Below are 16,506 nucleotides of genomic sequence, written 5' to 3'. Positions count from 1 at the left end.
AGTTGCTCTATATGCGAATAGTCGGGCGGGTCTCCCGAGGTGTCAAGGGATGTCACCCACTGGGAGCCCCCGGATTTTCTCTCCCTTGCAGGAGGGGATTCCCCAGGTCGATCCGGTGGCTTTACGCCCACTTGACGCGGGCGGTGTTAGTGGGGTGCAAGTGACGATCAAGCGCTCATCCATAATGTTCCCTTCGTTGTAAGAACCTACGAAGGGCACGGAATGACACCCCCTCGTCGCCTCGCCGTCGCGGCCGCGACGCTGACTCTCGCCGTTCTCACCACGTCTTGTGGAGCGGTCGGCCAGGCTGTTGACTGCGCCAACGTCAGTCAGGAGATCACCAAGATCACGACTGAGTTCAGCAGCGCGGGAAGCGACCCCGCGGCCATCGAGAAGGCCAGCCAGGACGCCGCCGGCAAACTCAAGACTCTCGCGGGCCAGTATGACGGGGACCTCGCGAGCGCGGTGAACGACATGGCGACCGTCTTCGAGAGCGTCAATTTCGACGACCCGACCGCCACCACGGACGCGATGTCGAAGCTCCCAGAGATCCAGGCCAAGGCCGTCGCCGCCTGCGGCTGATCAACGCGCGACCGTCGCACAGCGGCCCGTGGGGGGCAGGTCGCAGCGGCGGTCGCGCCCCGACCGGTCGTCGCACCGCCCGCGGGGGCAGGTGGTGCGGCGACCGTGTCATGTCCGGGGTCATATCCGGCCCGGCGCGCTACGCGGTGCCGCGCCGCGACCGGCTCACCGCCTGCTCGTACGCCCCCTCGAACCCCTCCAGCACGGTCGGCCACGAGCCCGCGGCGGGCGGCGTCGACCGGTTGTGCGCCGCGATCGCCTCGCGCAGCCCCGCGTCCACGCACAGTCGCGCCACCGCCCGCGACAGGTCGCCCAGCGTGCGTCCGAGCAGTCCCTCGGTGCCGTTCTTGACGAAGTCGGCCACCCCGCTCTGCTCCCTGGCCACCACCGGCAGCCCCGCCGCCCGCGCCTCAAGGGCCGCGATGCCGAACGACTCGCGCGGCGCGGGCGCCACGAACACGTCGGCCGACTCCAGCACCTTGGCGATCTGCTCCCGGGTGTAGCGGCCGGGCAGGGAGACCCAGCCGGCCATCCGGTGCCGGGCGAGGAAGCGCTCCATCTGCCCTCTGGCGGGACCGTCGCCGACGATCGTGGCCCGGATGGGGATCCGCGCGGGCACCCGCGCCCTCGCCGCCCGCAGCAGCCTCAGCAGGCGTACGGGCTGCTTGCGCGGCGCCAACCGGCCGACGGCCACGATGTGCACCTCGCCGTTGCGGTGCGGGCTCCCCGGCAGCGCCCAGCCGGACAGGTCAAGGCCGTTGGAGACCACCCGCACCGGCACCGCCGGCCCCGCCACCGCGCGGATCGGGACCGCGGCGGCGTTGCTGACCGTGGTGGCCACCAGCCCCCACCCCTGCCAGCCGAACACCAGCCGCAGCAGCCGATAGGCCCCGCGGGTGAGCGGATCCCACATGCTGTGCACGGTCACCACGCACGGCACCCGCGCCCGCACCGCCGCCCGCACCCCCATCCAGGCGAACGGCGAGACCGCCCCCGCATGCACGTGCACCACGTCGGGCCGGACCGCGGTGATGCGGCGGGTGAGCAACCCCACACCGAACGGGTGCACCGGCAGGTCGAAGGGCATCCTGGCGACGATCCTGTGCACACCTGGCAGCGGCTCGCCCCGGGTCGCCGTGGCCACCGAGACCTCGTGCCCGGCCTCCCGCTGCATCCGTACGAGGTCGGCGACCTGGACCTCGATTCCCCCGAGTCGTGGCAGGTAACAGTCACTCACGTGAAAGATCCGCACCCCTCCCAGACTAATCTGGGCGTGTGCCTCCACGTACCGCTGTGTTCTTCCATGCCCATCCCGACGACGAGGCCCTGCTGACGGCGGGCACCATGGCGATGCTCGCGGCCGAAGGACACCGCGTGGTGCTCGTGGTGGCCACCGCGGGCGAGCGCGGGCTGGCCGAGATGGAGCCGGGCGAGGCGCTCGGCGAGACCAGGCTCAAGGAGCTCTACACGTCGGCCGCGCTGCTGGGCTGCGCCCGGGTGGAGTGCCTCGGCTACGGCGACTCGGGGCTGAGCCCCAAGGGCGGCATCGCCGAGGAGCGGCCCGACAACGCCTTCATCGACGCCGACAGCGAGGAGGCGGCCAAGGCGCTGGCCGCGATCCTCCAGGAGGAGCAGGCCGACCTGCTGGCGATCTACGATCCCGCGGGCGGCTACGGCCATCCCGACCACGTGCAGGTGCACCGGGTGGGCAAGCGGGCGGCGAAGATCGCGGGCACGAAGATCGTCCTGGAGGCGACGGTCAACCGCGACCCGCTGGTCAGGCTGCTGCGGATCGCGGGCAGGTTCTACAGGTTCCCGCCGGAGTTCGACGTACGGACCTTCGAGAGCGCCTACTCCTCCAGCGAGACGATCACCCACCGGGTCAACGTCCGGAGATACACCAGCCAGAAGCGGGCCTCCATGGCCGCGCACGCCTCCCAGGCCAGCGGCGGCGACAGCGACCGCACGCTCGCCGTCATGCTCAAGGTCCCCCGCCCTCTCTACCGGCTGGTCTTCGGCACCGAATGGTACGTACGCCGCGACCTCCCCCCGGGCACCCGCCTCACTCATCCCTTCGACCGGTGGCCCGACTGATACCTGAGATTGACGAGGCCCCCGCCGCCAACCGGCAGACTGGACCCGATGAAGAACAAGTGGCTCCAGATCACCCTCTCCGTGCTGTCGCTCGGGCTGGCCGTGCTGCTCGTGCTCTACCTGCCGCAGATCCTGCGCACGCTCACCGGCAAGCCCGTGTCCTGGCAGCAGATCCTCGCGGTGTTCGGCACGCTCGGGGGCGGCGAGATCGCGCTGATGACCGCGCTGTGGCTGCTGAGCCTGCTGGCCTACACGTTCGTGCTGACCAACTCCCTGCCCGGCCTCAACAACCTGCAGGGCCTCACGCTCAACGCGGCGGGCAGCGCGGTGAGCAACCTGCTGCCCTTCGGCGGGGCCGTGGGGGTCGCGCTGTCCTTCGCGATGACCAGGGGCTGGGGCTTCACCAGCCGGTCGTTCGTGGTCATGACGCTGGTCAGCGGCATCTGGAACACGCTGTTCAGGTTCGTCCTGCCGGCCGTCGGGATCATCGCGCTGCTGATCGCGGGCAAGGCGGCCACCCCGCAGATCGCCCAGGCGGGCTGGACCGGCGCGATCTCCATCCTGGTGCTCTGCGTGGTCGTGGCCGTCGCCCTCTACTGGGACCGCGCCGCCACCGTGCTCGGCCGCGTGCTCGACGTGCTCGCCCGGCTGCTGCGCCTGAAGATCAACGCCTCCGAGGCGTTCCAGAAGCTGCGCGCCGACACCGCCGGGGTCGTCAGGAGCCGGTGGCCGGGGCTCTCCCTCGGCATGGTGTTCTTCCTCGGCTCCCAGTGGGCGATCATGGCGGTCTGCCTGGAGGCCACCGGCGCCTGGCCGGGACCGGCCGAGTCGATCGCCGTCTTCGCCCTGTCCCGCGTGCTCACCAGCGTCCTGATCACGCCCAGCGGCGCCGGGATCATGGAGGGCGGCGTGGTCCTGCTCCTCACCCAGGGCTTCGGGGTCGAGGTCGCTCCGGCGACGGCCGCCGCACTGCTTTTCGGCTTCTGGACTTACACTATCGAGATCCCGTTCGGTGGCCTGGCTCTGGGCGCGTGGGCACTCCTGCGCAGGCGCAACGGCCGGAACGCCGGCGCGGAGCCCCCGTCCGCGATCCCGAAGGCCACCCGGTGACAATCCCAAACCCAACAGATGCTAATCAACCACGGGCCTTGTGCGTGATTCCAAGGCACGCATAGCGTGGCGGCTGACATGGTGGCGTTCCGAGTTCTGGGGCCAGTCGAGGCGTACGAACACGACGACGAACTCGACCTCGGCGGGTTGCGGCAGCGGGCCGTCCTCGCCCGACTGCTCGTGGCAAGAGGTCAGGTCGTGCCCGTTGACACACTTCTTTACGATTTGTGGGATGACGACGCGGCCAAGGGCGCGCAGTCGGGCCTGCAGGTCTACATCTCGCGCCTGCGCCGGGTGCTGGAGCCGGGCCGCCCGCGCGGCGGGCCCAACCGGCTGCTGGTGACGGTGGCCTCCGGCTACGCGTTGCGGGTGGCTCCCGACCAGGTCGACGCGCTCAGGTTCGAGCAGCTCGTCCGCGCCGCCGGCGAGCACCTCGAAGAGAGCGACCCGCAGTCGGCCCGCGGCCGCCTGGAAAAGGCGCTGGGCCTGTGGCGCGGCACCCCCTACTCCGACTTCGCCGACCAGCAGTGGGCCGAGGCCGAGGTCAACCGGCTGGCGGAGCTGCGCGTGGTGGCCCGCGAGCGGCACGCCGACACCGGCCTGCGGCTCGGCCTGCACGCCGAGACCGTGCCCGACCTGGAGGCGCTCACCACCGAGCACCCGCTGCGCGAGGAGGGCTGGCGGCTGCTGGCGCTCGGCCTCTACCGCTGCGGCCGGCAGGGCGACGCGCTGGCCGCGCTGCGCAGGGCCAGAAACATGCTGGCCGACGAGCTCGGCATCGACCCCGGGCCGGCGCTGCGCAAGCTGGAGTCCGACATCCTGTCCCAGGCACCCGAGCTGGAGCTGGCCGCCCCGGCCCGGCCGCCGCGGCCCGCCCCGGTCAGCGACACCTGGCCGCCCCGGCCGGCCACGCCGGTCGAGCCGCCGCCGCTGGAGCCGGAGCCGTTCGTCGGCCGCGACACCGAGCTGGCCCGGCTGACCACGGCGGCCTCACGCACGGGCCGGTTCCAGGTGGCGCTCGTGACCGGGGTCGCGGGCGCGGGCAAGACCACGCTGCTGCGCCAGCTCGAAAGCAGGCTGGCCACGGACGGCTGGATCACCTCCTCCGGCGCCTGCCCCGACTCCAGCGCCACCCCGCCCGGCTGGGCCTGGGTGGAGATCCTGCGCACGCTCACCGAGACGACCGGCGCGGGCGAATACGCGCAGTTGCTCGCCCCGCTGCTCGACGACGCCGCCCCCGACCCCGACGAGGACGAGGTGTCGGGCGGCTTCCGGCTGCACCGCGCGGTCGGCGGCTACCTGGCCGGGGTGGCGCGCCGCGCGCCGGTGCTGCTGACGCTCGAAGACCTGCACTGGGCCGACGACCAGACGCTGGCCCTGCTGCGCGCGCTGCCGAGCCTGCTGGCCACCAGCCGGGTGCTGCTGGTGGTGACGTGCAGGGAGAGCGAGCTCGACGACCGCCAGTCCGACGTGCTGGCCGCGCTGGCCAGGCTGAGCCCGGTGCGCGTGGGCCTGTCGGGGCTCGACCCGAAGGCCGTGGCCGAGCTGGTCAAGGCGACGTGCGTACGCGAGATCGACGAGGACGCGGTCGAGTCGATCGTCGAGCGCACCGGCGGCAACCCGTTCTTCGTCCGCGAGACCGTGCGCCTGCTCGACGCCGAGGGCGCGGCCGACCGGGCCAGTGCGACCGAGGTGCTCTCGCGGGTGCCCTCCGGCGTGCGTGACGTGCTGCGGCGGCGCATCTCCCGGCTGCCGTCCGGCGCGCAGCAGATCCTGCTGCAGGCCGCCGTGATCGGCCGGGACGTCGATCTCGACGTGCTGGTGGCCGTGGCGGTGGACGAGGAGTCCGTGATCGAGGCCGTGGAGGCGGCGCTGCTGGCGGGGCTGGTGACCGAGCCGGGCCCCGGGCTGCTCAGGTTCGACCACGACCTGGTGCGCGACACGATCTACTCCGATGCCTCCCGGCTGCGCCGCACCCGGCTGCACGCGGCCGTGGCCTCGGTGATCGAGCAGCGCACCCCGTCCGACGTGGCGGCGCTGGCCCACCACTACTTCCTGGCCGACGCGGCCGAGAAGGCGGTGCACTACGCGGGACTGGCGGCCGAGCAGGCCGAACGGCGGTTCGCCCACCGCGAGGCGGCCACGCTGTGGGAGCAGGCCATCGCCGCGTTCGACCGGTCGCACAACGACGACCAGGGCGGCGCGCAGGAGCCCGAGCCCGCCAAGGAGCGGCTGCGGCTCATGCTGCGCCAGATCAGGGCGCTGGCGCTGTGCGGCGACATGACGGCGGCCAGGCTGCTGCGCCGCCAGGCCATGGACGCGGCGCTGCCGCTGGGCGACCTGGAGATCACCGCGAAGGTGGCGGCCTCGCTGGCCGTGCCGCACAAGGGCATGGCCCGCGACTTCACCCGCACTGCGTGGGAGATCGTGGACGTCACCGAGAAGGCGCTCATGGAGCTGCCCGCGGGCGAGCAGCGGCTGCGGGCCAGCCTGCTGACGACGCTCGCCCTGGAGCTGGAGGGCTCCTCCTCGCCCGAGCGCGGGCGGCAGGCGTCGCTGGAGGCGCTGGAGCTGGCCAGGCAGAGCGGCGACCCGGCGCTGATCGCGGCGGCGCTCAGCGGGCGGCTGCGCCAGTCCTACGACATCCCCGCCGTGGACTCGCGCGAGAGCATCGGCCGGGAGCTGCTGGAGGTGGCCCAGCGCTCCGGGCAGATGGCCACGCAGGCGCTGGCGCACCTGGTGCTGCTGGAGTGCGCGGCGGCCAGGGGCGAGTTCGCGGTCGCCGACGAGCACGCGGCCGCGGCCGACCGCCTGGCCAGGCAGTACGACCTGTCGGCGCCCGCCGCGGTCGTCGTCTGGTATGCGGGCCAGCGGCTGATGATCGCCGGCGACTACGAGGGCGCCGAGCGGACCTACCGCGAGGCGGCCAGGATGACGCAGCGGGCCGGCATGCTGGAGGGCCGCCAGGACCTGCCGCTGATCACGCAGTTCTGCCTGCACCTGGTGGCGGGCCGGGCGGCCGAGACGGTCGATCTGCTGGCCGACAAGCACATGGGCGGCTCCAAGTGGACGCTCGACGCCTACGCGCTGGCCCTGGCCTCGGCCGGGCACCTCAACGACGCCAGGGCCGTGGCCGCCACCCGCCCGCCGGTGCGGCCCGACTTCCTCTACGAGCTGGCGATGACCTGGCGGGCGCTGGCCGGGATGCTGCTCGACGACCGGGAGCGGATGGTCGACTGCTACGACAAGCTCAAGCCGTTCGCCGACCGGGTGGCGGGCGCCGGCACCGGCGTGGTGGCGTTGTGGCCGGTGGCGCTGACCCTCGGTGACCTGGCCGTGCGCCTCGGGCAGCCGGACGCCGCGCGTGACCACTACAACAAGGCTCTGGAGGTGGCCGGGCGGGTCGGCGTGCCGCGCTGGGTGGAGGCGGCGCGGCAGGCGGTCAGCAGCTCACCTGGAAACGCTCACTCTTGACGGGCTCGGCGCCCGCGACCGACAGCTCGACGCGATACCATCCGGGGTCGCCGGAGACGTGGAGCCGCCACTCGACGCTGTCCGCGCCGCGGGCGAAGCCGTCGTAGTCGGCCAGGTAGGTGCGCCAGGTCTTGGTGGCCTGGCTCCAGCGGGTGAGCCTCCAGCCGTACGTCACGGGCTCGGCCGGCTCGGACGGGGTGGGCCTGCTGCGGGCCACGTACGACTTGGCGCAGTTCTCGCCGGCGGCCAGGAGGCTGAGGGTGACCTCGCCCGCCTTGACGGGGGCGGCGATCTTCTCGACGACCGGCAGCTCGCGGGCCGAAAGGGCGATCTGGGTGGGGCGGGTCTGGGCGCCGGTGCCGGAGGTGGCGTTGCTGTAGGCGGTGAAGCCGACGTACGCGCTGGTGAAGGCGAGGGCCGCCACGAAGAGTTTGGCCGCGTTCGCGGTGCCGGTGACCAGGACGGTCGCGCTTCTCGACGTCATCTTCAACACCCCTTTGACTCACCCCTAGAGTGGGTCAGGGCGGTTGAGTGGCACTTGTCGGGCGGTTGCACCTTTTGCGGGGGGCTTGCAGGCCGATGTAGCGATAACTTGCCCCTTGAACTAAGGTAAGGCTGACCTAAGGGGCGGAGGGGCGATGGGTCAGAGGTGTGGCAAGTGATGATCGCCGACCCGACGCGCCCGTCCTTGCTCGGGCTGCCGTACTGGCTGGTGGGCGCCGTGCTGATCCTCGCCCTGTTCGGCGCGTTCCAGGTCTACTACTGGGTGGGCCGCAAGCTGGGCGAGAAGCTCTACGACTCGCGCATGGGCGTCAGGCTGGGGCGCGAGCGCATCGCGAAGATCGAGCAGATCGTCGAGAAGTGGGGGGCGCTGGCCGTCTACGGCTGCTTCTGGGTGCCCATGCTGCGGCACACGCTGCCGTGGGTGGCCGGGGCACTGCGCGTGTCCTACCCCTGGTACGTGGTCGCCAGCGCGCTGGGCTGCCTGACCTGGGCGCCCATCTGGTGGTTCGGGCTCACGGCCATCGTGTGGGGGTGGCTGGAGCTGGCCGCGCGGTCGCCGCTCACGGCGGGCGTGGTGGCGGTGGCGGTCATCGCGGGCGCGTGGTGGTTCGGGGCCCGGCGCAGGCGCAAGCGGCGGACGGCCGAGGCCGCGGTCTCCTAGCTAGGGCTCCTGCGACTGGCCGCTCCGGTCGTCGATCGTGGCCTCGGGAGCGTTCCTGCGTACGGTCTCGATGCCGTTCACGCAGGCCACCTTGGTCGGGAAGCCCTCCCCCACCGCCAGTGTCTGCCCGTTGTTCGCGACGAGCTCGAAACGGAATCCACCGCGCTCGTCCTTGCTGATGACGAACCTGCCCGCCACAGCCGCCACCCCCGCCCTTTTCCGATCTGCCATACATTTACCCCTCTCTGAGGGTGCCTTATGGCCCGAGTCGGCAAACGAACCCTTGATCTCCTGAGACCATGATTGCCATGCGTATTGGGGGTTTCATAGTTTCTGCCGCGCTCGCACTGGTTGTCGGCGTCTCCACACCCGCCGTGGCCGTGGCGCGGGAGACGGCCGCTCACACTCCTAAAGTGACGGCCAAGGCGGCGTACGTGGTCGATTCCACCGGAACGATCCACTTCGGCAAGCAGGAGACTACGCGGCTCCCGGTGGCCAGCCTGGTCAAGGTCATGACGGCGTACGTGGTGCTGCGCGAGGCCCGGCTGAGCGACACCATCACGATCACCGCCACCGACGTCAAGTACGGGTCCAGGGACGGCGCCACCACGGCGGGATTGAAGGCGGGCGAGCGCCTGACGGTCAGGGACCTCCTCTACGGACTCCTGCTGCCCTCGGGAGCCGACGCGGCCAACGCCCTGGCCCGCCGGTACGGCCCGGGCAGGACGGCCTTCGTCGCCAAGATGAACCGCGCCGCCCAATCCCTCGGCCTGGACAACACCCGCTACACCAACGCGGACGGCATGCCGGATCCGGATGACGGCACCTCGACCGCCGTCGACCAGGCCCGGCTGGCGCAGCACCTGCTGGAGAGCAGCACGTTCAGGACCGTGGTGGGAACCAAGGTGCACAAGGTGGCCAAGTCGGCGGTGCACCGGGCGCACACCTGGCACAACTCCAACAAGCTGTTGTCGCAGGCGAGCGGGGTGCTCGGGGTGAAGACCGGCTACATCCGTGCGGCCGGCTACTGCCTGCTGTTCGCGGGCGAGCGGGGCGGCGAGCAGGTCGTGGGCGTGCTGCTGGGCGGCAAGAGCTCCGAGGGCCGCTTCACGACGGCCGAGCAACTGCTCGACTACGCCGGGGACCAGATCACGGGCCGCTGACCGCCCGTCCGGGGGAAGCCCTTAACCGAAGGTGACGCGGCCGGAGCCGGCCAGGCCGGCCATGCCCTGGGTGGCGCAGCCAAGGAGGGCCGTGGCGGGGGTGACACCGCCGCGGGCCCGCTCGCCGGTGAGCGGGCCGGCGGTGACGGAGCCGATGAGCAGGGTGTCGGCCGGGCGCTGGATGGCCGGCCGGTCGGCCCCGACGCGTAGCTTCGAGGTGCCGACCGGGCGACTGTCCAGGCCGAACCAGGTGATGACGGCGCTGCCGCGGACGCGCCGCGTGCTCGTGCAGGAGGTCTGCAGGGTGGCCTTGACGGCGACCCAGCCCGAGCTCAGGGCGGCGGCCGTGCCGTCGGGTGACACGCAGCCGGTGAACTCGAGGTGGCCGCTGGCGGTCACGCGTCTCGGGGTCAGGCCCACGCTGGGACTGAAGGCCAGCGGGCTGCCCGCGGGGGTGGCGACATGGCAGGTCAGAGTGGCCGGCTCGGCCGGGCTCTGCGGGACCGCCGCAGCCGTGACGGCGATGATCCAGGCCATGTGCATCAGACACTCCGGACACTACTGAGGGTGACAGGCCCGCCACAGTCTAGAGGGGCCGGCCTCCGCCTGCCGTCAGCCCGGGTGGCATGCCGGGTCCAGGCGGTCGGCGGTCCACCTGAGCGAATACGCGAGCCGCACGCGGACCGTGCGCCTCTCCCGGTGCGGGCGGCGTGGGGCATCGGGCAGGGCCTCGCCCAGCGCGGTGCGATGACCCATGGCCGTCTGGTGCGCGAGGACTTGCATGGCGTCCATGACTCCTCCTTAATCAATTAAGAGCTTAATTGATTAAGGAGGAGTGGGCAACCCGTTGCCGATACCGTTGGACAATGGCCAGGGTCACTCTCCAGACGATCGCCGACCGGCTCGGCGTCTCCCGGGCCACCGTGTCCTACGCCTTCTCCCGCCCCGACCAGCTCAGCGACGGGCTGCGGCGGCGCATCCTGGAGGTGGCCGACGAGCTCGGCTACGCGGGGCCCAACCCGACCGCGCGCTCCCTGCGGCTGGGCCGGGCCGGGGCGCTCGGGCTGCTGTTCGGCGAGACGCTGGCCTACGCGTTCGCCGACCCCTACGCGATCGGGTTCTTCCAGGGGCTGGCGACGGCCGCCGAGGACGCGGGGGTGGGGCTGCTGATCCTGCCGCTGCCGCACGGCGACCGGCGCAGCGACACGGTCAAGGACGCAGTGGTGGACGCCTTCTGCGTGGTCTCGCTGCCCGACGGGCATCCGGCGCTGGCGGAGGTGCTGGCCAGGAAGCTGCCCGTGGTGGTGGTGGACGAGCCCTACGTGCCCGGACGTCCGTTCCTGGGGATCGACGAGCCCGCCGCCGCGGCCGCGGCGGCCCGGCACGTGCTGGAGCTCGGACATCGGCGACTGGGGGTGGCCATGGTCGCGCTCAACGACGACGGCCACTCCGGCTGGGCCGGCCGCGACCGGCAGGAAGGCGCGGTGTTCGAGGCCATGCGGCGGCGGCGCTCGGGCTATCAGCGGGCCTGCGAGGAGGCCGGAGTGGACTGGGCCGGGGTGCCGCTCTACGAGCTGGCGCGCAACTCCCGCGAGTCCGGGCGCCGGGCGGGGCACGCCCTGCTCGGGCTCGATCCGCGGCCCACCGCGATCCTGACCAACACCGACGTGCTGGCCCTGGGGGTGCTGGACGCCGCGGCCGACCTGGGGCTGCAGGTGCCCGGGGAGCTGTCGGTGGTGGGATTCTCGGACAGCGCGGCCGAGGAGGCGGGGCTCACCACGATCCGGCAGGCCAAGCAGGAGATCGGGGAGGCGGCCGGGCGGCTACTGCTGTCGGGGGAGGCGGCGCGGCCGGAGCGGCTGATCTTCCCGTACGAGCTCGTCGTCCGCTCCTCCACAGCCCCACCACCCGCCTGACCCGTCCGCCCTTCACTTTCCCCTTCTCCTCAGTTGCGACCGTCCAGGAGCACCTTTACCGTACGATCCCCCTGGTGCGGCCGTGTGGGTACATCTGCCCGGCGCAGGCTCGCCGGGCCCCACCTGCCCGGACCCGAAGCCACGGGTAACTTGTCCTGAATTCCGCTGAGCCATCCCTGCCCTGGGCGTTTCCGTGGGTAGGGTTGAGATCAACCCCTCCAGAAGGAAATCCCTCATGGCGGAATTCATTGAGGTCCACACGACGATCGAGGGGCATGAGAGGGCCGCCGAGCTCGTCCATGGCATCCTCGATGCCGGCCTCGCCACCTCGATCGACATTTCCGAGGTGCCACCGGCCGCCGCCCTTTCCGAGGATGTCACGACGTGGGAGCTCACGTTCATCGCTCCGGCGGCCCAGGCTCCTGTCCTCGAACGCCACATCAGGGAGCGCGGCTTTGGCAACCTGATCGTCAGCCTGCCGGTCACTCACAGCCTCGACAACCACCCCGGCTGGCTCACCGACGGCCCGGTCTGAGCCTCCCCCCGGCGACGCCCTGCGCTCGCCATGGTGATGACGGCCGGCTCACGTTTGTCGGCAGGACTCTGAGGTAAGCATCAGCCCGTGGCACGCGATCGCAGCGGCGGCCACGACGTTGAGCGAATCCACTCCGGCCGCCATGGCTTCCGCGCTCATCGGGATGCACACCGTCTCGTCCGCCTCCTCCAGCCAGTGGGAGGAGAGCCCGTCGCCCTCGGCGCCCAGCAACAGCGCCACCCGGTCGCCCGTCTTGACGCTGTCGATGGGCGTGGCGCGCTGGTCGGGGGTCAGCGCCAGCGTACGGAAGCCCGCCCCGCGCAGCCGCCCGAGGCCCTCGAACCAGTCGTCCATCCGCGCGTACGGGATCGAGAACACCGCCCCCATGGACACCTTCACCGCCCGCCGATACAGGGGATCGGCGCACCGGGGCGACAGGATGATCCCGTCCACTCCCAGCGCGGCCGCGGACCTGAAGATCGCGCCGACGTTGGAGTGGTCGACCAGGTCCTCCAGCACGAGCAGGCGGCGCGGGCCGTCGTCGAGCAGGGTTTCGACGGCGGGGAGCGGGAGGCGCTCCATCGAGGCCAGGGCGCCGCGGTGGACCTGGAAACCCGCTATGCCGGACATGATCTCGTCGCTCACCACATAGACGGTGGCGTCCCCGAGCACGTCGGCCAGCGGGGACAGCCAGCGCCGGGTGGTCAGGACCGAGCGGATCGGGTAGCCGGCGCCGATGGCCCGCCTGATCACCTTCTCCCCCTCCGCCAGGAACAGGCCGCGCTCGGCCTCCAGGCTCTTGCGCAGCTCCACGTCCCGCAGCCGGGTGTAGTCGGACAGGCGCGGGTCGTCGGGGTCGGTTACGAGCTCATGCACCTTCCGATAGTGCCATGCGCCGGCCGACCTGCCAGACCACGGCATAGGAGACGAGGACCAGGCACAGGCCGACCACGGTGCCCGCGCCGGTCTTGGTGATCACGCTCGGCAGGCCCAGCTCGGGGCTGGGCCGGTCCACGAGCGGCCAGAGGACGGCGCCCGCGACGACGCCCGCGGCGCAGGCGCCCAGCACGGTCCAGCGTACGCGCGGGGCCAGGCGCAGGCGGTCCGGGACCGCCGTGGCGGGCATCCCGGCCAGGCCGCGCCAGCCCCACCCGACCACGACGGTCAGGCCGATCACGGACGAGACGTATTGCAGCAGGCGGAAGAGCGGGATCACGCCGAGGACCGAGACGGACAGCCAGGGGCCCCATTCCGCCGGGCCGGTGGAGTGCGTGAAGGAGTCCCACAGGATGTGCGAGGCGGCGCCGATCACCCCGCCCGCGACCATGGGCAGGAAGGCCGGCCGGGACGGGACCAGCCGGGCGGCGCGGCCGGCCAGCGACGGCGGCAGGAGCGAGATCAGCGGGTCGCGCAGGACGAAGTGGAACAGGGGCGTCAGCAGCAGCACGGCGGCCAGGTCGATGGTGACCACGCCGGCCCAGGAGTGCCAGTCGGTGTAGTCAGGCAGGAACGGCAGGAAGAGCGGCAGGTCCGGGACCATCGCTCCCAGCGCCAGCGCCCACGGATCGACGAACCTGCGCACGGTCGGCGAAACCATCAGTGGCACCACCAAGGCCACGTGACTGGGCGTGAACGGCACGAACCCTCCCCCTCAGCGATCTTCGGCCATTATGCGGCGAAGCTTGAGCATCCTTTGCCAAGGTAGCCTTGAATCACTCTCCGTAGTTGGTACCGTACATATCGCTGTCGACGGCCGGAAGCCGGGAGTTCGGGGGATCAAGGTGCCTGACCAGCGGATTCTGCAGCATCCGGCCGCGTCAGCCGACTGGTTGCACGCAGCGCGGACGGCTCGTTCGCTGTCCGTGGTCACGCTGGCCTGGCTGGGCGTGGAGAGCACGCTCGGCCTGGCCGCGGGGCTGGCCGCGCATTCCGTGGCGTTGATCGGATGGGGACTGTCGGCCTTCGTGGAGGCGGCGGCCAGCCTGATCGTGGTGTGGCGGTTCACCGGCGCCCGCACGCGCTCGCCGCACGCGGAGACCACCGCCAGGCGGGCGGTCGCGGTGAGCTTCTGGCTGCTCGCGCCCTATCTCATCGTGCACGTCGCGCACGACCTGGACGCGGGCCACCGGGCGGTGCCGAGCACTCTGGGGATCGTGGTGACGACGCTCAGCCTGATCGGCATGCCGGTGCTGGGGGTGGCCAAGCGGCGGCTGGGCCTGCGGCTGGCGTCGGCGGCCACGTCGGGCGAGGGTGCTCAGAACCTCATCTGCGCCGCGATGGCAGCGGGAGTGCTGGCCGGATTGTGGCTCAACACCGTGGGCTGGTGGTGGGCCGATCCGGCGATGGCGGTGGCGCTGGCGGTGGTCGCCGTACGCGAGGGCACGCGCGCCTGGCACGGCCATTTGTGCTGCCATCGAACGTAACAAGCGCCACATACGTATCAGTGATAGATGTACCAGAACAGTCACGCATATAGCAATTAACCGCAACACTGGGTAATCGCCGCATCAAAACGGCTGTTTTCCCCCACTGACCGCACCGAGTATCGTTCCCGGGAGTATTGCGGAGCATCTCCCGCTAGGGTCTCCGGACCGCTGCGTGCGAACGCGGCGATAAGGTCACAAGCACACCGAAGAGGACATCGTGGGGCGACACCGCACAGACGAGCTCGACGACGGATACCGCGCGAACCACCCACCGGCCCGTAGACGGTCTCGCGGTCGCGGCAGAGTGCTCGTACCGCTGGCCGGGGCGGTCGCCCTGGCCGTGCTGCTCGGTGTCGCGGCTTTTGTGATCTTCAATCGCGACCACGACTGCTCGGACGGCAAGCTGCCGCTGCGCGTCGTCGCGACCCCGGACATCCAGCCCGCGCTCGACAAGATCGCCGGCCGGTATAACAAGGCCCTGCACTCGGTCGACAGCCGCTGCGTCGAGGTGACGGTGGCCAAGGAAGCGGCGGCCAGGACAGCGAACGGGCTGGCCGCGGGCAAGGTGTCCGCCGACTTCTGGGTGGCCGACTCCAGCCTCCTCCTGGAGAGCATGCGCAAGACCCCGGCGGGCGAGGCGCTGCCACAGCCGGAGGGCTCGGTCGCCACCTCCCCCGTGGTGCTGGCGGCGGCCAGGTCGGCGGCCTCGAAGCTGTCCTCCAGCCTCCAGCCGAGCTGGGGCAGCATGGTCGCCGCCGCGAACGTGGCGAACGTGGACGGCCCCGGCCGGAAGGTGCGCGTGCTCGCCCTCGACCCGCAGAAGAACTCCGCGGGCCTGGCCGCGCTGCTGGCCGCGGCGGGCGTCGCCAAGGAGACCAAGCAGGACCAGGCGCTGGTGGGAGCGATGAAGGAGCTGTCGGGCCAGCTCGCCTCCGACTCCACGGCGCTGCTGGCCAGCCTCACCGTGAAGTCCGGCAGCAGGGTGCCCATCGGCGTCACCTCCGAGCAGGCGATCTTCTCCCACAACGCGAACAAGCCGGACGCCCCGGTGGTCGCCCTCTATCCGAAGGAGGGCACGCTGAGCCTGGACTACCCGGTCACGATCCTCACCAAGGACCCGTCGGTGATCAAGGCGGCGGCGGACTTCAAGCAGGACCTCGCCACCGATTCGGCCCAGAAGACCCTGCGCGAGGCCGGGTTCCGCGGCACGGACGGCCAGGCCGGGTCCGGGCTGTCCAAGGACAAGGGGTTCACGCCCGGCAAGCCGCTGGCCCTGGACCCGCCCGACGGCGCGACCGTGGCCAGGATGGTGCAGACCTGGTCCAGGCTGAATCTCGGCTCCCGGCTGCTCACCCTCCTCGACGTCTCGGGCACGATGGCCCTTCCCGTGCCGGGCACGAACATGACCCGCATGCAGGCCATCAACAAGATCGCCACCGAGGGTCTCTCGCTCTTCCCCGCCGAGTCCGAGCTGGGCCTGTGGACGTTCTCCACGCACCTGAACGGGCAGGGCAAGGACTGGAAGGAGCTGGTCTCCGTCGGCCCGGCCAGCGAGACCATCAACGGAGTGCTCCGCAAGGACCAGCTCGTCCGGGCGTTCGCCCAGGTCCGGGCCAAGCCCACCGGCGACACCGGGCTGAACGACACGGTCAAGGCGGCCTACACGGAGCTGACCAAGACGTACGCCGAGGACAAGATCAACACACTGCTGATCCTCACGGACGGCGCGGGTAACGACGATCCTGACGGCGGCGTCAGCAACTCCCAGATGCTGCAGTTCCTGAAGAAGACCTACGACCCGAAGCGGCCCATCAGCATCCTGCTCATCGCGTTCGGCCCGGAGGCCGAGAAGGGCAAGACGCAGATGGACGCGCTGGCCAAGGCCACGGGCGGCGAGGCGTACATCGCCAAGGACATCCTGCAGGTCCGCGACTTCTTCCTGCAGGGGATGGAGCGCCGCCTCTGCTCCCCCAACTGCGACGGCTGATCCGGCGACCGGCCCGCCCGCCATGCCTGTTGGGCATGGCGGGCGAACCTGCCC

Annotated in this window: 17 protein-coding genes; 10 read left to right on the top strand and 7 right to left on the bottom strand. The window is 71.3% G+C overall.

What is annotated here, in order from left to right; all coding sequences use genetic code 11:
• Positions 1-222: 222 nt before the first annotated feature.
• On the top strand, positions 223-582 hold the full coding sequence (locus ABGB18_RS34485; protein WP_347699847.1) for a hypothetical protein: 360 nt from the start codon (positions 223-225) through the stop codon (positions 580-582).
• A gap of 139 nt (positions 583-721) precedes the next feature.
• Here the strand turns inward: ABGB18_RS34485 and ABGB18_RS34480 are convergent, their stop codons facing one another.
• Positions 722-1,819, bottom strand: coding sequence for a glycosyltransferase (locus ABGB18_RS34480; protein ID WP_347699846.1), 1,098 nt, complete (start codon positions 1,817-1,819; stop codon positions 722-724).
• A 38-nt stretch (positions 1,820-1,857) separates the two neighbouring features.
• Between ABGB18_RS34480 and ABGB18_RS34475 the strand changes: the two genes are divergently transcribed.
• The 3 genes from ABGB18_RS34475 (at position 1,858) to ABGB18_RS34465 (ending at position 7,260) form a co-directional block, all read left to right on the top strand.
• Positions 1,858-2,676 carry a PIG-L family deacetylase gene (locus ABGB18_RS34475; protein WP_347699845.1) on the top strand — a complete coding sequence of 273 codons (819 nt, stop codon included), beginning with the start codon at positions 1,858-1,860 and terminating at the stop codon, positions 2,674-2,676.
• A gap of 48 nt (positions 2,677-2,724) precedes the next feature.
• Complete coding sequence (locus ABGB18_RS34470) at positions 2,725-3,786, top strand: lysylphosphatidylglycerol synthase domain-containing protein (protein ID WP_347699844.1); 1,062 nt, start codon at positions 2,725-2,727, stop codon at positions 3,784-3,786.
• Between the two features lie 66 nt (positions 3,787-3,852).
• Positions 3,853-7,260: a BTAD domain-containing putative transcriptional regulator gene (locus tag ABGB18_RS34465; RefSeq protein WP_347699843.1), complete on the top strand. Its 3,408-nt coding sequence runs from the start codon at positions 3,853-3,855 to the stop codon at positions 7,258-7,260.
• On the opposite strand, the gene ABGB18_RS34460 is transcribed toward ABGB18_RS34465, so the two are convergent.
• Positions 7,229-7,744: a hypothetical protein gene (locus ABGB18_RS34460; RefSeq protein WP_347699842.1), complete on the bottom strand. Its 516-nt coding sequence runs from the start codon at positions 7,742-7,744 to the stop codon at positions 7,229-7,231. The two genes, ABGB18_RS34465 and ABGB18_RS34460, sit on opposite strands and share 32 nt — an antisense overlap.
• A gap of 177 nt (positions 7,745-7,921) precedes the next feature.
• Between ABGB18_RS34460 and ABGB18_RS34455 the strand changes: the two genes are divergently transcribed.
• Positions 7,922-8,425 carry a VTT domain-containing protein gene (locus ABGB18_RS34455; protein WP_347699900.1) on the top strand — a complete coding sequence of 168 codons (504 nt, stop codon included), beginning with the start codon at positions 7,922-7,924 and terminating at the stop codon, positions 8,423-8,425.
• On the opposite strand, the gene ABGB18_RS34450 is transcribed toward ABGB18_RS34455, so the two are convergent.
• A complete protein-coding gene (locus tag ABGB18_RS34450) occupies positions 8,426-8,656 on the bottom strand; it encodes a DUF1508 domain-containing protein (RefSeq protein WP_347699841.1) in 231 nt (76 codons plus the stop codon).
• 77 nt (positions 8,657-8,733) lie between these two features.
• On the opposite strand from ABGB18_RS34450, the gene ABGB18_RS34445 reads away from it, so the two are divergent.
• The gene (locus ABGB18_RS34445; RefSeq protein WP_347699840.1) at positions 8,734-9,588 is read left to right on the top strand and encodes a D-alanyl-D-alanine carboxypeptidase family protein; all 855 of its coding nucleotides are present in this window, start codon (positions 8,734-8,736) and stop codon (positions 9,586-9,588) included.
• A gap of 21 nt (positions 9,589-9,609) precedes the next feature.
• Here the strand turns inward: ABGB18_RS34445 and ABGB18_RS34440 are convergent, their stop codons facing one another.
• Both ABGB18_RS34440 and ABGB18_RS34435 read right to left on the bottom strand, forming a co-directional pair.
• The gene (locus tag ABGB18_RS34440) at positions 9,610-10,131 is read right to left on the bottom strand and encodes a hypothetical protein (protein WP_347699839.1); all 522 of its coding nucleotides are present in this window, start codon (positions 10,129-10,131) and stop codon (positions 9,610-9,612) included.
• Between the two features lie 69 nt (positions 10,132-10,200).
• Complete coding sequence (locus tag ABGB18_RS34435; RefSeq protein WP_347699838.1) at positions 10,201-10,380, bottom strand: hypothetical protein; 180 nt, start codon at positions 10,378-10,380, stop codon at positions 10,201-10,203.
• Between the two features lie 74 nt (positions 10,381-10,454).
• On the opposite strand from ABGB18_RS34435, the gene ABGB18_RS34430 reads away from it, so the two are divergent.
• Positions 10,455-11,504: a LacI family DNA-binding transcriptional regulator gene (locus tag ABGB18_RS34430; protein WP_347699837.1), complete on the top strand. Its 1,050-nt coding sequence runs from the start codon at positions 10,455-10,457 to the stop codon at positions 11,502-11,504.
• A gap of 235 nt (positions 11,505-11,739) precedes the next feature.
• Complete coding sequence (locus ABGB18_RS34425) at positions 11,740-12,039, top strand: hypothetical protein (RefSeq protein ID WP_347699836.1); 300 nt, start codon at positions 11,740-11,742, stop codon at positions 12,037-12,039.
• A 48-nt stretch (positions 12,040-12,087) separates the two neighbouring features.
• Here ABGB18_RS34425 and ABGB18_RS34420 read toward each other — a convergent pair whose 3' ends face one another.
• The gene (locus ABGB18_RS34420) at positions 12,088-12,915 is read right to left on the bottom strand and encodes an RNA methyltransferase (RefSeq protein WP_347699835.1); all 828 of its coding nucleotides are present in this window, start codon (positions 12,913-12,915) and stop codon (positions 12,088-12,090) included.
• A complete protein-coding gene (locus ABGB18_RS34415) occupies positions 12,908-13,678 on the bottom strand; it encodes a DUF4184 family protein (RefSeq protein ID WP_347699834.1) in 771 nt (256 codons plus the stop codon). The genes ABGB18_RS34420 and ABGB18_RS34415 overlap by 8 nt, the downstream gene beginning before the upstream one ends.
• Before the next feature lie 142 nt (positions 13,679-13,820).
• Between ABGB18_RS34415 and ABGB18_RS34410 the strand changes: the two genes are divergently transcribed.
• Both ABGB18_RS34410 and ABGB18_RS34405 read left to right on the top strand, forming a co-directional pair.
• On the top strand, positions 13,821-14,462 hold the full coding sequence (locus ABGB18_RS34410; RefSeq protein WP_347699833.1) for a hypothetical protein: 642 nt from the start codon (positions 13,821-13,823) through the stop codon (positions 14,460-14,462).
• A gap of 307 nt (positions 14,463-14,769) precedes the next feature.
• Positions 14,770-16,452 (top strand): substrate-binding domain-containing protein, encoded by a 1,683-nt coding sequence (locus ABGB18_RS34405; RefSeq protein ID WP_347699832.1) that lies wholly within the window; start codon positions 14,770-14,772, stop codon positions 16,450-16,452.
• The last annotated feature ends 54 nt before the right edge of the window (positions 16,453-16,506 follow it).

The sequence above is a fragment of the Nonomuraea sp. B12E4 genome, from assembly GCF_039871825.1.
In the GTDB taxonomy this organism is placed as follows: domain Bacteria; phylum Actinomycetota; class Actinomycetes; order Streptosporangiales; family Streptosporangiaceae; genus Nonomuraea.
The sequence above is the reverse complement of the archived record's forward strand: the minus strand, read 5'-3'. Positions and strand labels throughout refer to the sequence as shown.

Coding starts and splice junctions, on each gene's coding strand:
- ABGB18_RS34485 (WP_347699847.1), top strand. CDS start 223: ATGACACCCCCTCGTCGCCTCGCCGTCGCGGCCGCGACGCTGACTCTC.
- ABGB18_RS34470 (WP_347699844.1), top strand. CDS start 2,725: ATGAAGAACAAGTGGCTCCAGATCACCCTCTCCGTGCTGTCGCTCGGG.
- ABGB18_RS34460 (WP_347699842.1), bottom strand. CDS start 7,744: ATGACGTCGAGAAGCGCGACCGTCCTGGTCACCGGCACCGCGAACGCG.
- ABGB18_RS34455 (WP_347699900.1), top strand. CDS start 7,922: ATGATCGCCGACCCGACGCGCCCGTCCTTGCTCGGGCTGCCGTACTGG.
- ABGB18_RS34450 (WP_347699841.1), bottom strand. CDS start 8,656: ATGGCAGATCGGAAAAGGGCGGGGGTGGCGGCTGTGGCGGGCAGGTTC.
- ABGB18_RS34445 (WP_347699840.1), top strand. CDS start 8,734: ATGCGTATTGGGGGTTTCATAGTTTCTGCCGCGCTCGCACTGGTTGTC.
- ABGB18_RS34440 (WP_347699839.1), bottom strand. CDS start 10,131: ATGCACATGGCCTGGATCATCGCCGTCACGGCTGCGGCGGTCCCGCAG.
- ABGB18_RS34435 (WP_347699838.1), bottom strand. CDS start 10,380: ATGGACGCCATGCAAGTCCTCGCGCACCAGACGGCCATGGGTCATCGC.
- ABGB18_RS34430 (WP_347699837.1), top strand. CDS start 10,455: ATGGCCAGGGTCACTCTCCAGACGATCGCCGACCGGCTCGGCGTCTCC.
- ABGB18_RS34425 (WP_347699836.1), top strand. CDS start 11,740: ATGGCGGAATTCATTGAGGTCCACACGACGATCGAGGGGCATGAGAGG.